Genomic DNA, 11,718 nt, shown 5'->3' with positions numbered 1-11,718 from the left:
ACCCATGACCGACGGCAAACTCTATATCGACGGCCGCTGGACCGAGGGCGCGGGCGACGGCTTCGCCTCTTTCGATCCGGCGACCGAAGGCCGCGTCTGGCGCGGGAACGAGGCCTCGACCGCCCAGGTCGGCACCGCTGTCGAGGCCGCCCGCGCCGCCTTCCCCGACTGGGCCGACCGCCCCCGCGCCGACCGCATCGACGCGATGAAACGCTATCAGGCCGCCCTGAAGGCCCGCGCCCCCGCCTTCGCCGAAGCCATCTCCAGAGAGACCGGCAAGGCCCTGTGGGAGACCACGGCGGAACTGGGATCCATGGCCGGAAAGGTCGACCTGTCCATCCGCGCCTATGACGAGCGCACCGGCGAGCGCACGGCCGAGACCGCCTTCGGCCACGCCACCTTGCGCCACCGTCCGCACGGCGTGGCGGCGGTGCTGGGTCCGTTCAACTTCCCCGGCCACCTGCCCAACGGCCACATCGTCCCTGCCCTGCTGGCCGGCGACACCGTGGTGTTCAAGCCGTCGGAGGAGACCCCTCACGCCGGTCAGCTGATCGCCGAATGCCTTGAGGAAGCCCACCTGCCCTCGGGCGTGTTCAACCTCGTTCAGGGCGGCCGCGACGTCGGCGCCGCCCTGCTGGACCAGCCCATCGACGCCCTGATGTTCACCGGCTCCGGTGCGGCCGGGGCCCATTTCCGGCGCAAGTTCGCCGACGATCCGCACGTCATCCTGGCGCTGGAGCTGGGCGGCAACAATCCGCTGGTGGTCTGGGACGCCGCGGATGCCGAAGCCGTCGCAGGCATCGTCGTCCAGTCCGCCTTCGTCACCACCGGCCAGCGCTGCAGTTGCGCCCGCCGCCTGATCGTGCCCGAGGGGGCGGCGGGCGACGCCATCGTCGAAGCGGTCAACAGCCTCGTCGACCGGTTGATTTTCGCCCCCTGGGACTCGACGCCAGAACCCTATGGCGGGCCCCTGATCTCGCAGCGCGCGGCGGAACAGGCGCTGGCCGCCCTGCAGCAGCGGATCGACATCGGCGCCAGGGTGATCCGCGCCTCCGGGCCCGTCGACAACCTGCCGGGAGCCTTCGTGCAGCCCGCGATCCTCGACGTCACCGGCATCGACGTCCCGGACGAGGAGATGTTCGCCCCCTTCCTGTCCGTCACCCGCGTCCCGACCTTCGAGGCCGCCATCGCCGCCGCCAATGCCACCCGCTATGGCCTGTCCGCCGGCCTGGTCAGCGACGATCCGAAGAACTGGGACCATTTCATCCGCCGCATCCGCGCGGGCGTCGTCAACTTCAACCGCCCCACCACCGGCGCCGCCGGCGACATGCCCTTCGGTGGCCTCGGCGCCAGCGGCAACCACCGCCCGTCGGCCTACTACGCCGCCGACTACTGCGCCTATCCGGTCGCCAGCTTCGAGGCCGGGGCGGTGAAGAACACTGAAAGCGAGATCAAGGGGTTGCGACAATGAACCTCTCCCGCCGGGAGAGGGGTCTGTGAAAGCCCTCGAAGCCAATGCCGATGGCCTGATCGGCCCGACCCATTCCTATGCCGGTCTGAGCCCCGGCAACCTCGCCTCCAGCCTGAACAAGGGCGAGGCGTCGAACCCCCGCGCGGCCGTTCTGCAGGGGCTCGACAAGATGAAGCGGCTCGCCGACCTCGGCCTGCCCCAATTCGTCCTGCCCCCGCACGAACGGCCCGACATCCCCTTCCTGCGCAGCCTCGGCTTCACCGGCCCGGACGCCCGGGTGCTGGAGAAGGCCTGGCAGGAGGCCCCGGCCTTCGCCGCCGCCGCCTGTTCCGCCAGCCCCATGTGGGCCGCCAATGCCGCCACCGTGACGCCCAGCGCCGACGCCGCCGACGGCCGCGTCCACTTCACTCCCGCCAACCTGCACACCAACCTGCATCGGTCGCTGGAGCACGCCCAGACGAAACGATCACTGGACGCCCTGTTTCCCGACCCCACCCGCTTTGCCGTCCACGATGCCCTGCCCGCCGTCGCCCATCTGGCCGATGAAGGCGCCGCCAACCATGTCCGCCTGTGCGCCGAGCATGGGTCGCCCGGGGTCAACCTGCTGGTCTGGGGCCGCGACGCGCATCAGGCCTGGGACGGCCCCTTCCCCGCCCGCCAGACGCGTCAGGCCTCCGAGGCCATCGTCCGCCGCCACGGTGCCAGCGGAGCAGTGCTGGCCCAGCAGTCCCGCGCCGCTATCGCGGGGGGCACCTTCCACAACGACGTGGTCTGCGTTGGCGCCCTCGACACCCTGTTCCACCACGACCTTGCCTTCGAGGACACCGCTGCCACCCACGCCGCCATCCGCGCGGCCGCGCAGGGCTTCGAGCCGATCTTCGTGGAGGTCGCCTCCGCCGACCTGCCGCTGGCCGACGCCATCTCCAGCTATCTGTTCAACTCCATGCTGGTGCAGATCCCGGGCAAGGATCGCCTGACCCTGATCTGCCCGACCGAGACCCGCGACAACCCCCGCGCCCACGCCGTTGCCCAAGGCCTGACCGCCTCCAACGGCCCCATCGGCCGGGTCGAATACGTCGATGTGCGCCAGTCGATGCGGAACGGCGGCGGCCCGGCCTGCCTGCGCCTGCGCGTCGTCCTGACCGAGGCCGAGCTGGCCGCCACCAACCCGGCCATGCGGCTGACCGACGCCCTGCACGCCGGCCTGTCGGAGTGGGCGAACCGCCATTACCGCGACACGCTGGCCCCCGCCGACCTCGCCGACCCGGCCCTGATCGCGGAAACCCGGGGCGCGCTGGACGAACTGACCGGACTGCTTAAGCTCGGGTCCGGATTCTATCCGTTCCAGCGCCTCTGATCGGACCCGCGATGGCCCCGAACCCGTTCCTGATCGCCGGCGGTGTGCTCAGCGCCGCCGCTTCGATCCTGCATCTGGCCGTCATCGCCGGTGGCCCCGCCTGGTACCGGTTTTTTGGCGCCGGCGAGGGCATAGCCCGGATGGCCGAACGGGGCTCCCCCTACCCGACGCTTATGACCATTGGCATCGCCGGCGTGCTGGCGGTCTGGTCGGCCTACGCCTTCGCGGGGGCCGGTCTGATCCCCCGGCTGCCGCTGATGCGCACGGTCCTCGTGCTGATCTCTACGGTCTATCTGCTGCGAGGCCTGGTGCTGGTTCCCGCCTTCATCTTCAACCCGGGCGGCGTCCTGCCCTTCGTGCTTTGGAGCTCGCTGATCGTGCTGGTCTATGGGATCGCCTATGGGGTCGGGACCTGGATCGCCTGGCCGGGCCTGTCGTCCCCGGTTGCGGGTCCGGCCGCATGACCGATACGACCCCCACCATCATGACCCCCGCCCGCCGCCTGAAGAACATCATCGGCGGCTCGGCCGGCAATCTGGTTGAGTGGTTCGACTGGTTCGCCTATGCGGCCTTCACCGTCTATTTCGCCCCGGTCTTCTTCCCGAAGGGCGAGCCGACCGCCCAGCTGCTGAGCACCGCCGCCATCTTTGCCGTCGGCTTCCTGATGCGCCCCATCGGGGCCTGGGTGATGGGGGTCTATGCCGACCGCAAGGGGCGCAAGGCCGGCCTGACGCTGTCGGTCAGCCTGATGTGCGCGGGCTCCCTGCTGATCGCCTGCACGCCGGGCTATGCCACCATCGGCATCGCCGCCCCCGTCCTGCTGCTGATCGCCCGCATGATGCAGGGCCTGAGCGTCGGCGGCGAATACGGTTCCAGCGCCACCTATCTGTCCGAGATGGCGACGGCGAAAGATCGCGGCTTCTGGTCCAGCTTCCAGTACGTCACCCTGATCTCGGGCCAGCTGCTGGCCCTGATGCTGCTGATCCTGCTGCAGAGGACCCTGGGCGAGGATGCCCTGTCGGACTGGGCCTGGCGCATCCCCTTCTTCGTCGGCGCGGCCCTGGCGGTCGTGGTGTTCTGGCTGCGCCGGGGCCTGGACGAGACCACCGCCTTCAAGGACCCGGGCACCCGCGCCGCGCCGAAATCCAGCGCGCTGGAGCTGGTCCTGCGCCATCCGAAGGAGGCGCTGATCGTCATCGGCCTGACGGCTGGCGGGACGCTGGCCTTCTATACCTACACGACCTACCTGCAGAAATTCCTGACCAACACGTCCGGGTTCTCCAAGGCCCAGGCGACCGAGATCAGCGCCGCCGCCCTGTTCCTCTTCATGCTGCTGCAGCCCGCCGTAGGGGCGCTGTCGGACCGGATCGGCCGCAAGCCGGTGATGATCGCCTTCGGGGTGATGGGTCTGGTCTGCACCGTGCCGATCATGAGCACTTTGGCGGTCACGACCAACCCCTTCGCCGCCTTCATCCTGAGCCTTGCCGCCCTGGTGATCGTCTCCGGCTACACCGCCATCAATGCGGTGGTGAAGGCCGAGCTGTTCCCCGCCCATATCCGGGCGCTGGGCGTCGCCCTGCCCTATGCGATCGCCAATGCCGTGTTCGGCGGCACGGCCGAATACGTCGCCCTGTGGTTCAAGCTGGACGGTCGCGAGAGCCTGTATTTCTGGTACGTCACCGCCATGATCGGGATTTCGCTGATCACCTACGTCCTGATGCGGGATACGAAGGCGAAGAGTCTCATTGTTGAGGATTAGGCGCGATCGGCATCCGGCACCCGGATGGCTTGTCATCCCGGCCGTAGCGAAGCGAAGAGCCGGGACGGTGCTCCTCTCTCTGTGGTCCCCTCCCGGACAGCCCGCCTGGGCTGGGCCGGGAGACGGGTGGGCGCGACGCGGGTGTATGACGCCTCGCCGCGGCGTTCAGGAGTAGTGCCCGCCATTCCTGCGGTCCCACGCCGTCGCCCGGCTCAGCCTTGGCAGGCTGTCCGGGCGTGGCCAGACTAGATGGGGCCTTCGCCGTCCCCGATCTCCGCTGCGCTTCGTCGGGGATGACAAGACACCGATCTCCGCTGCGCTTCGTCGGGGATGACAAGACACCGATCTTCGCTGCGCGCCGTGGGGGATGACAAACGGAACTAGGCTTCCGGCACGGCGGGCGGCGGCGCGACCGGCCCGCCCGCTTCACCCGGTGCTACGGCGGCCTTCGCAGCCTCATCACCATCAGCCAGATAGACCACGCGGCACTCGCCATCGATGGTCGTGTAGCGGCCGTTGGCGGCGTCGACGAAGGCGATACGCCCGCCGTCGTTGTATTCGACCTTGCCCGTCGAGCGGCCGGCAAAGGTCTCGGTCCCATAGGTCCAGCAGGTGATGTCCGCAGGCTTGTCGCCAAAGGTCGCGGCGTTCCGCGCGCGCCTGGCATCGGTGCAGGCTGCGGCCGACACCGTCAGCCCCGTGACCAGAAGGACGACGAAGGTCTTTCTCATGCCGCGAACCTCCCGCCCTTGGCCGCATAGGCCTGTGTACCGCGCGTGACGACCCGGTCGTAAGGCTGGATGGCCGTGATGCCGATGTCGGTCTGGCCCTTCAGCCGGTCGTAGATCGGGCCGAAGTCTTCCAGCGTCGCGTCGTTCAGGGCCTCGATCGAGGGGATGACGAAATAGACCTGCTGGAAGTCGTCGATGCGATAGTCGGTCCGCATGATCCGCTCCAGGTCGAAGGCGATGCGGTTGGGCGATGGGTCCTCCAGCGCGAACACGCTCTCGGACGCCGAGGACACGATGCCCGCGCCGTAGATCCGCAGGCCCTCGCCCTGGTCGATCAGGCCGAACTCGACCGTATACCAGTACAGCCGGGCCAGGTTCCTCAGCATGCCCAGGCTCTGTGCCCGCTGCCCACCCTTGCCATAGGCCTGCATATAGTCGGCGAAGTCGGGGTCGGTCAGCATCGGCACATGGCCGAAGACGTCGTGGAAGATGTCCGGTTCCTGCAGGTAATCCAGCTGGTCGGCCTTGCGGATGAACTGCCCCGACGGGAAGCGCCGGTTGGCCAGGTGGTCGAAGAACACCTCGTCCGGCACCAATCCGGGCACGCACACCACAGTCCAGCCGGTCAGGGCCTTCAGCTTCGGATTCATCAGGGCGAAATCCGGGATACCGCCGGTGTTCAGGTCCAGCGCGTTAAGCCCCTTCATGAAGGCGTCGGCGGCCCTACCGGGCAGAATCTCCATCTGCCGCGCGTACAGGGTGTCCCAGGTGTCGTGCTCGACCTGGGTATAGGCCCGCCAGTTCTGGCTGATCGTCCAGTCGGCGGCCGCGCCTTCGGGTGGGCTTTGAAAGACGTGTTCGAAATCGGCCATGGCGAAACTCCCTGCCCCCCAATCTAGAGGCCCCCCGCCCGCCCTCCAAGCGTCAATGAATGGGCTGGGCCCTCGGTGCGTGGTGGCCGGCGGCGTCGATGGTGAACCACCGGGCGCGATCGGCGGCATTCATCGGGGCGATCTCCGTGTCGGGCTCCAGCACCGCCTCGGCGGCATAGACCAGGAAGCCTGTGTCCTCGCCCATGGCCAGGACGCGATAGAAGGGCTGGTCCCGCTGGTCCGGGCCGGGCTCGCTGGCGGGGCCGGCATAGACAGGGTCGACATCGACCACGACCCCGCGAAACGAGTCCTCGCGGTGGCGCACGATCTGGCCGAGGCCGAATTTGGCAGTCAGGGACTGGGTCATGACCCTCATGTACGACGGCCGGCCTGAGCGGGACGCTGTCAGATCCGTTCATCCTGGCGTCAGATAGGCTTGGCACGGACGATCAACGCGCATTAGGCTGATCGGGACGGGCGCCCTTCCCGGTTGCGCCCATGTGAAAGTTCGGCCCATGCCGGCACCCGACGGCGCGCCACGACGGCGCGACGAACGGTCCCGGGTCCAGCGGGCGTGGAACGGGGATGCGTCGGCTCGCGACGGCCCCGTCTATGGCGCGCTTGATCTGGGGACCAACAACTGCCGTCTGCTGATCGCGCGTCCGGCGCGGGACGGCTTTCGTGTGGTCGACAGCTTCAGCCGGATCGTGCGTCTGGGCGAGGGTCTGTCGCGCACCGGTCGCCTGGACGAGGCGGCCATGGATCGCGCCTATGACGCCCTGGCCCAGTGCGCCGACCGGGTGATCCGGCGCGGCGTCGACTCCAGCCGTCTGATCGCGGTCGCCACCCAGGCCTGTCGCCAGGCCGAGAACGGAGCCGCCTTCGTGGAGCGGGTGCGCAAGGGCACCGGGCTGAAGCTTCGCATCATCGATCCGGTCGAGGAGGCCCGCCTGTCGGTCGAAGGCTGTCTGAACCTGTTCGACCCGGCGGCGGAGGCCGTCCTGGTCATCGACGTCGGCGGCGGATCGACCGAACTGTCCTGGCTGCGCAAGTCGGGCAGCGAGATGAAGACGGCGGCCTGGCTGTCGGTGCCGCTGGGCGTCGTCACCCTGGCCGAGCGCCATCCCGAGCCTGAGGGGTCGGGTCAGGCCTGGTACGAGGCCATGGTGGCCGACATGTCCGCAGCCCTGGCCGCCGACGGATTCGAGGATCCGGAATTCCGGCGCCTGTATGAGGGCGGCCAAGGCCACCTCGTGGGGACCTCCGGCGCGATCACCTCCCTGGCGGGCGTGCACCTGAACCTGCCCCGCTATCAGCGCGACCGGGTCGATGGCCTGTGGATGACGCGGGCCGATTGCGACGCGGCGGCCGACCGGCTGAAGGCCATGGGGCCCACGGGTCGCGCCGCCGAGTCGTGCATCGGGCCAGACCGCGCCGACCTGGTGCTGGCGGGTGCCGCGATCCTGGATGCCGTCCAGCGCGCCTGGCCCAGCGAGCGTGTCCGCGTCGCCGATCGCGGCCTGCGCGAGGGCCTGCTGCTGCAGCAGATGCGTCTGGCCAGACGACCCGTACGGCGGCGGCGCGGACGCGGCCGGGGTCGGCCTCAGACGGCGGGCGCGGCCGGTCCCGAGACCTGAACCGGCAGGTCGACGTCGCAGATCGAGAAATCCGCGCCCCGCACCATCCGCACGCTCTCGACCAGGGTGAGGAAGGCCGGCGACGACGTCGCCATCACCTGGACCACCGGCCGCTGGTCGACCGGCAGGTCGGAGGCGACCCGGACACGGGTCATTCGGTCGGGATCGGTCGTCACCATGCCGTTGTCGCCGTCGCCGACCTTGATCGCCCTGACGATGTCCAGGCCGGACACCACCCGACCCCAGATGGAGTAGCGCTTGTCCAGAGCCGGATAGGGCTGGCGCATCAGGAAGAACTGGCTGTTGGCGCTGTCGTTCGCCTCGTCGCGCGCCATGCCCGCCACGCCCGGGCAATAGGTGCCCCAGCCGTGGACCTTGCCATCCGCCGTCGTGGCCATCAGGGCGTTGGGCTGGGTCTGGACCGGCAGGCTGTTCAGAAATCCCAGCGCCGCGCCGGCCGGGGCTGCGACCAGGGCGAAGGGCATGTCCGGCCCGCGCCGGAAGGTGAACTCTGCCTTCAGGTCGGGATAGGGGCTCTGGCCCTCTCCCGTCCCGAGCGGATCGCCGGTCTGGGCCATGAAGCCGTCGATCACGCGGTGGAAGACGATGCCGTCGAAGAAGGCGCGCCGGGCCAGCAGCCGCATCCGCTCGACATGGAGGGGCGCGATCTCCGGCGTCATCTCGACCAGAATCCGGCCCCTGTTCGTGTCAATGACCAGCAAGTTTTCGGCCGGCACGGTGCGCCAGTCGGTGGCGACGGCCACGGGTGCGTCTGTGGCCGTCGTCCCCATGTCCTGCGCCGAAGCGATGGGGGCGCAGGCCAGCAGGGCCAGGGCCAGAACGGTCGGTCGGATCATGGAGCGATCACCTCGGTCACGGGCTGCACGTCGCAAACGTTGAAGGTCGTGCCCCGGGCCCTGCGCGCCTCGGCCACATGGGCCTGAAAGGCCGGCGAACGCGGATCCAGAACCTGCACCGTCGGACGTTCCGCCTCCGGCAGGGCGGAGGCCGTGCGGACATGGGTCATGGTGTCGGGGTTGTCGGCGACCTTGCCGTCCTCGCTCGCCGGACCGGCCTTCAGACGGCTGACCACCTCCAGCCCCGAGACCACCCGCCCGAAGACAGTGTAGGTTCCGTTCAGAGTGGCATTCGGAGCCATCATCAGGAAAAACTGGCTGTTGGCGCTGTCGGGGCTGCCGGCGCGGGCCATCCCCACGACTCCGCCACAGAACAAACCGGTGGCGGTGGTCTTGAAGTCCGACGTGACCATCATCTGCGCGTCGGGCTGGGTCAGGACGGGGATCGAATGGATGAAACCGAAAAGACCCGTCCCGGAATCGCCCTCGACAGGAGCGAAACCGGCATCCCGGCCGCGCCGAAAGCTGAATTCCCCTGCGATATCCGGCAGCTCCGACCCGCCTGCCCCGGTCCCCAGGGGGTCGCCGGTCTGGGCCATGAAGCCTGTCAGCACGCGGTGGAACGTCAGTCCGTCATAGAAGCCCTGATCGGCCAGGGTGCGGATGCGGACGACATGGTTGGGGGCCACCAGCGGATCCAGCTCCACCAGGATCCGCCCCCTGGACGTATCGATGACCAGCAGGTTCTCGGGCGCGACCGTCCGCCAGTCCGTGGCGGCGGGTGCGGGGCCGGTCTGCGCCGACGCGACGGCGGGCATCAGGACCGAGAGGACGGCGGCGACGGCGAACGGCGTGAGCTTCAAGCGAGGCATCCTGGGGTTAGCGTTTGACCCGCTCGCGCACGGCGGCGGCGACGGCGGGGCTGACGAAGCTTTCGATGTTGCCATCCAGCCCGGCGATCTCCTTGACCAGCCGCGAGGCGATCGCCTGGTGGCGCGGATCGGCCATCAGGAACACGGTCTCGATGTCGTCATTGAGGCGCTGGTTCATGGCCGTCATCTGGAATTCGTATTCGAAATCCGCCACGGCGCGCAGGCCCCGCACGATGACGTTGGCGTTCAGCCGCTCGGCGAAATGCATCAGCAGGGTCGAGAACGGCTGGACATCGATGTCGCCTCCCAGACCCGCGACCTCGGCCCGCACCATCTCCACGCGCTCGGCAGTGGTGAACAGCGGCCCCTTGTCGTCGTTCTGGGCCACGCCGATCACCAGCCGGTCCACCAGCTTCACGGCCCGGCCGATGATGTCCATATGCCCGTTGGTGACGGGATCGAAGGTGCCCGGATAGAGACCGATGCGCATGGCGATATGTTCTCCCCGGACGCGTGTGATCTAGCATCCGCCGACCGATGCGGTCCAGATGTTCAGGGCCTCAGCCCAGGGGTCGTACCCGGTTGACGTGGCCCATCTTGCGACCGGGCCGGGCGTCGGTCTTGCCGTACAGATGCAGCCGCTGGTCGGCGCGGGCGACGACGCGGGACCACTGATTCACCTCGTCGCCGAGCAGATTGGTCATTTCGACCCTTGCATGGGCCGCCGTCGGCCCCAGAGGCCAGCCCGCGATGGCGCGGATATGCTGCTCGAACTGGTCGCAGATGCAGCCGTCCTGGGTCCAGTGCCCGGTATTGTGCACACGCGGCGCGATCTCGTTGACCAGAAGCGTGCCGCCCCCCAGATCGAACAGCTCGATGCCGATCACCCCGACATAGGCCAGCCCATCAAGAACGGCCGCCGCGATCGCCCGGGCACGCCGCTCCGTCTTCCTGTCGAGCCCGGCCGGGGCCCGGGTGGTCCGCAGGACGCCGCCCGAATGTCGGTTCTCGCCCAGCGGATAGACCGCGACCGACCCGTCCCGGCCGCGCGCGGCGATGATCGAAAGCTCCCGGATGAACGGGGCCCGGGCCTCCAGGATAGCAGGCCGCCCGCCCAGCGACGCCAGCGCAGCCCCGGCCTGTTTCGCCGACCTGATCCAGACCTGGCCCTTGCCGTCATAGCCGTCGCGGCGGGTCTTCAGCAGCGCGGGCAGGCCGAGCGTCTCCAGCCCGGCCATCAGGTCGTCCAGATCCTCGACGGCGACGAAGCCGACCGTCGACGCGCCGACGGCGTTCAGAAAGGTCTTTTCGTCCACCCGGTCCTGGGCCACAGCCAGGGCCGTCGGTCCCGGCGCGACCAGGGCCCCGGCCGCCGCCAGGCGCTCGACCGAACTGGCGGGGACGTTCTCGAACTCGAAGGTCACCACGTCGCAGACCCGGCCGAACACGTTCAGCGCCGTCGGATCGTCATAGGCGGCGACGATCTGGCCGCGCGAGACCCGCCCCGCCGGACTGTTCTCCTCCGGGTCCAGGATGACGACGTCGAACCCCAGGCGCGAAGCCGCCTGCGACAGCATCCGGCCCAGCTGGCCGCCGCCGAGGATCCCGAGCGTCGATCCCGGGGCCAGGGGAGAAGGATCGGACACGGCGCTCAATCAGTCCTCGACCGTCTCGTGCACGGCCTCGGTCTGGGCCTCAAGGAAGGCCTCCAGCCGACCGGCCAGATCGTCATCGGACAGGGCCAGGATCTGCGCCGCCAGAATGCCCGCATTCTTCGCCCCCGCCTCGCCTATGGCCAGGGTGGCCACGGGCACCCCGCCCGGCATCTGGACGATGGAGAGCAGGCTATCGAGCCCCTTCAGCGCCCTTGACTGCACCGGCACGCCCAGCACCGGCAGGGGCGTCATGGACGCCGCCATGCCCGGCAGGTGCGCGGCCCCGCCTGCGCCCGCGATGATGACCTTGAATCCCGCCACCCGGGCCGTGGTCGCGAACTCATAGAGGCGCCGGGGTGTCCGGTGCGCGGAGATCACCCGCGCGTCCCAGGCCACGCCCAGCCGATCCAGCGCGTCGGCCGCGTGTTTCATTGTCGGCCAGTCCGAGCGGCTGCCCATGATGATCGCCACCGGCGCGGTCGTCGTCGTCATGGTCGATGAGGCCCC

13 protein-coding genes are annotated in these 11,718 nt (G+C 69.2%); 5 read left to right on the top strand and 8 right to left on the bottom strand.

What is annotated here, in order from left to right; translation table 11 throughout:
- Window positions 1–4 precede the first annotated feature (4 nt).
- From astD to O3139_RS06395, 4 genes are read left to right on the top strand one after another with little or no spacing between them, the layout of a single operon-like run.
- On the top strand, window positions 5–1,471 hold the full coding sequence (gene astD, locus O3139_RS06410) for a succinylglutamate-semialdehyde dehydrogenase (RefSeq protein ID WP_269516171.1): 1,467 nt from the start codon (window positions 5–7) through the stop codon (window positions 1,469–1,471).
- 25 nt (window positions 1,472–1,496) lie between these two features.
- The gene (gene astB / locus O3139_RS06405) at window positions 1,497–2,828 is read left to right on the top strand and encodes an N-succinylarginine dihydrolase (RefSeq protein WP_269516170.1); all 1,332 of its coding nucleotides are present in this window, start codon (window positions 1,497–1,499) and stop codon (window positions 2,826–2,828) included.
- An 11-nt stretch (window positions 2,829–2,839) separates the two neighbouring features.
- Window positions 2,840–3,292 (top strand): hypothetical protein, encoded by a 453-nt coding sequence (locus O3139_RS06400; protein WP_269516169.1) that lies wholly within the window; start codon window positions 2,840–2,842, stop codon window positions 3,290–3,292.
- Window positions 3,289–4,587 carry an MFS transporter gene (locus tag O3139_RS06395; RefSeq protein WP_269516167.1) on the top strand — a complete coding sequence of 433 codons (1,299 nt, stop codon included), beginning with the start codon at window positions 3,289–3,291 and terminating at the stop codon, window positions 4,585–4,587. Before O3139_RS06400 ends, O3139_RS06395 begins: the two co-directional genes overlap by 4 nt.
- A gap of 380 nt (window positions 4,588–4,967) precedes the next feature.
- Here O3139_RS06395 and O3139_RS06390 read toward each other — a convergent pair whose 3' ends face one another.
- From O3139_RS06390 to hspQ, 3 genes are read right to left on the bottom strand one after another with little or no spacing between them, the layout of a single operon-like run.
- On the bottom strand, window positions 4,968–5,318 hold the full coding sequence (locus O3139_RS06390) for a hypothetical protein (RefSeq protein ID WP_269516166.1): 351 nt from the start codon (window positions 5,316–5,318) through the stop codon (window positions 4,968–4,970).
- Window positions 5,315–6,190, bottom strand: a complete 876-nt coding sequence (gene phhA, locus O3139_RS06385) for a phenylalanine 4-monooxygenase (protein WP_269516164.1) — start codon at window positions 6,188–6,190, stop codon at window positions 5,315–5,317. Before phhA ends, O3139_RS06390 begins: the two co-directional genes overlap by 4 nt.
- A 52-nt stretch (window positions 6,191–6,242) precedes the next feature.
- Window positions 6,243–6,557: a heat shock protein HspQ gene (gene hspQ / locus O3139_RS06380; RefSeq protein WP_269516163.1), complete on the bottom strand. Its 315-nt coding sequence runs from the start codon at window positions 6,555–6,557 to the stop codon at window positions 6,243–6,245.
- Between the two features lie 148 nt (window positions 6,558–6,705).
- Here hspQ and O3139_RS06375 point away from each other — a divergent pair, with 148 nt between their 5' ends.
- Window positions 6,706–7,827: a Ppx/GppA phosphatase family protein gene (locus O3139_RS06375; protein WP_269516162.1), complete on the top strand. Its 1,122-nt coding sequence runs from the start codon at window positions 6,706–6,708 to the stop codon at window positions 7,825–7,827.
- On the opposite strand, the gene O3139_RS06370 is transcribed toward O3139_RS06375, so the two are convergent.
- From O3139_RS06370 to purE, 5 genes are all read right to left on the bottom strand, one after another.
- Window positions 7,794–8,684 (bottom strand): peptidylprolyl isomerase, encoded by an 891-nt coding sequence (locus tag O3139_RS06370; protein ID WP_269516161.1) that lies wholly within the window; start codon window positions 8,682–8,684, stop codon window positions 7,794–7,796. The two genes, O3139_RS06375 and O3139_RS06370, sit on opposite strands and share 34 nt — an antisense overlap.
- Window positions 8,681–9,547, bottom strand: a complete 867-nt coding sequence (locus O3139_RS06365; RefSeq protein WP_269516160.1) for a peptidylprolyl isomerase — start codon at window positions 9,545–9,547, stop codon at window positions 8,681–8,683. The genes O3139_RS06370 and O3139_RS06365 overlap by 4 nt, the downstream gene beginning before the upstream one ends.
- Before the next feature lie 16 nt (window positions 9,548–9,563).
- Entirely contained in the window at window positions 9,564–10,046 is a 483-nt protein-coding gene (gene coaD, locus O3139_RS06360) for a pantetheine-phosphate adenylyltransferase (protein WP_269516159.1), read from the bottom strand.
- A gap of 70 nt (window positions 10,047–10,116) precedes the next feature.
- Complete coding sequence (locus tag O3139_RS06355; RefSeq protein ID WP_269516158.1) at window positions 10,117–11,211, bottom strand: 5-(carboxyamino)imidazole ribonucleotide synthase; 1,095 nt, start codon at window positions 11,209–11,211, stop codon at window positions 10,117–10,119.
- Entirely contained in the window at window positions 11,212–11,703 is a 492-nt protein-coding gene (gene purE / locus O3139_RS06350) for a 5-(carboxyamino)imidazole ribonucleotide mutase (RefSeq protein WP_269516157.1), read from the bottom strand.
- Between the last annotated feature and the right edge of the window lie 15 nt (window positions 11,704–11,718).

Origin of the sequence: Brevundimonas subvibrioides (assembly GCF_027271155.1) — a bacterium.
In the GTDB taxonomy this organism is placed as follows: domain Bacteria; phylum Pseudomonadota; class Alphaproteobacteria; order Caulobacterales; family Caulobacteraceae; genus Brevundimonas; species Brevundimonas subvibrioides_D.
This window is presented reverse-complemented; position numbering and strand designations above follow the sequence as displayed.

Bases quoted from the DNA above. Each gene is read 5' to 3' on its own strand.
- astD (WP_269516171.1), top strand. From the start codon at position 5: ATGACCGACGGCAAACTCTATATCGACGGCCGCTGGACCGAGGGCGCG.
- O3139_RS06400 (WP_269516169.1), top strand. From the start codon at position 2,840: ATGGCCCCGAACCCGTTCCTGATCGCCGGCGGTGTGCTCAGCGCCGCC.
- O3139_RS06395 (WP_269516167.1), top strand. From the start codon at position 3,289: ATGACCGATACGACCCCCACCATCATGACCCCCGCCCGCCGCCTGAAG.
- O3139_RS06390 (WP_269516166.1), bottom strand. From the start codon at position 5,318: ATGAGAAAGACCTTCGTCGTCCTTCTGGTCACGGGGCTGACGGTGTCG.
- phhA (WP_269516164.1), bottom strand. From the start codon at position 6,190: ATGGCCGATTTCGAACACGTCTTTCAAAGCCCACCCGAAGGCGCGGCC.
- hspQ (WP_269516163.1), bottom strand. From the start codon at position 6,557: ATGACCCAGTCCCTGACTGCCAAATTCGGCCTCGGCCAGATCGTGCGC.
- O3139_RS06375 (WP_269516162.1), top strand. From the start codon at position 6,706: ATGCCGGCACCCGACGGCGCGCCACGACGGCGCGACGAACGGTCCCGG.
- O3139_RS06370 (WP_269516161.1), bottom strand. From the start codon at position 8,684: ATGATCCGACCGACCGTTCTGGCCCTGGCCCTGCTGGCCTGCGCCCCC.
- coaD (WP_269516159.1), bottom strand. From the start codon at position 10,046: ATGCGCATCGGTCTCTATCCGGGCACCTTCGATCCCGTCACCAACGGG.
- purE (WP_269516157.1), bottom strand. From the start codon at position 11,703: ATGACGACGACGACCGCGCCGGTGGCGATCATCATGGGCAGCCGCTCG.